Genomic DNA, 1401 nt, shown 5'->3' with positions numbered 1-1401 from the left:
TGGGCACTCTAAAGTGACTGCCGGTGACAAACCGGAGGAAGGTGGGGATGACGTCAAATCATCATGCCCCTTATGAGCTGGGCTACACACGTACTACAATGGCCGGTACAACGGGAAGCGATACCGCGAGGTGGAGCCAATCCTTAAAAGCCGGTCTCAGTTCGGATTGCAGGCTGCAACTCGCCTGCATGAAGTCGGAATTGCTAGTAATCGCGGATCAGCATGCCGCGGTGAATACGTTCCCGGGTCTTGTACACACCGCCCGTCACACCACGAGAGTTTACAACACCCGAAGTCGGTGGGGTAACCCGCAAGGGAGCCAGCCGCCGAAGGTGGGGTAGATGATTGGGGTGAAGTCGTAACAAGGTAGCCGTATCGGAAGGTGCGGCTGGATCACCTCCTTTCTAAGAGAATACCGTTTCCCGATGAGGAAACGATAAGCATCGTAAGATGCAAACCGACTGGTTCGCTCATGTTCAGTTTTGAAAGAGCAAGTCTCTTTCTACAACACAATACACATTCGTTTGGTGATAATGGCGAAGGGGAACCACGCGTACCCATCTCGAACACGACCGTTAAGCCCTTCAGCGTCAATGGTACTTGGACCGCAGGGTCCTGGGAGAGTAGAACGTTGCCAAGCGAGTGCCATAAGCACTTACCTTTCGCTAAGTGACGCCTGATTAACCTCAGTCGTAACACTTACGAAGTTGTTCCTTGAAAACTGGATATGAAATTTGCGAAATATCTCTTAGCTGAGATTTAATCGAAGTGCGCAGCATTTATGCTGCAAGCGAAGGTTTTGCCAGCAAGCGACTTTTGACGGCAGAGCGCAGCAACGACAATTTCGAATTAGAACGACTTTTGTACGCAGTACAACGGGAGAGATCATCGAAATAGGCGTGCGAAGCGAAGCATAGTCAAAGGAGCCGCATCTGGCACATAAAACCGGAGCATAGGTTAAGCTACTAAGAGCGCACGGAGGATGCCTAGGCGCTAGGAGCCGAAGAAGGACGTGGCGAACGACGAAATGCCTCGGGGAGCCGTAAGCAGGCTTTGATCCGGGGATGTCCGAATGGGGAAACCCGGCTGGAGTAATGTCCAGTCACTCATAACTGAATACATAGGTTATGAAGAGGCAGACCAGGGGAACTGAAACATCTAAGTACCCTGAGGAAGAGAAAACAATAGTGATTCCGTCAGTAGCGGCGAGCGAACGCGGATTAGCCCAAACCAAGGAGCTTGCTTCTTGGGGTTGTAGGGCGTCTCACATGGAGTTACAAAGGTGTTGATTAGACGAAGAGGTCTGGAAAGGCCCGCTATAAGAGGTAAAAGCCCTGTAGTCCAAAGTCAGCACTCTCCGAGACGTACCCTGAGTACCGCGAGACACGTGAAACCTCGTGG

General features: G+C 51.5%; 3 rRNA genes. All 3 read left to right on the top strand.

Annotation, left to right across the window (positions count from 1 at the left end):
• Positions 1-404, top strand: a 16S ribosomal RNA gene (locus AC0YN4_RS31790); the annotation flags it as partial.
• A 119-nt stretch (positions 405-523) separates the two neighbouring features.
• Positions 524-640 (top strand): 5S ribosomal RNA (gene rrf / locus AC0YN4_RS31785).
• A gap of 315 nt (positions 641-955) precedes the next feature.
• Positions 956-1401: ribosomal RNA gene (locus AC0YN4_RS31780) — 23S ribosomal RNA — on the top strand; the annotation flags it as partial.

It is taken from the genome of Paenibacillus sp. J22R3 (genome assembly GCF_056269305.1).
The sequence above is the reverse complement of the archived record's forward strand: the minus strand, read 5'-3'. Positions and strand labels throughout refer to the sequence as shown.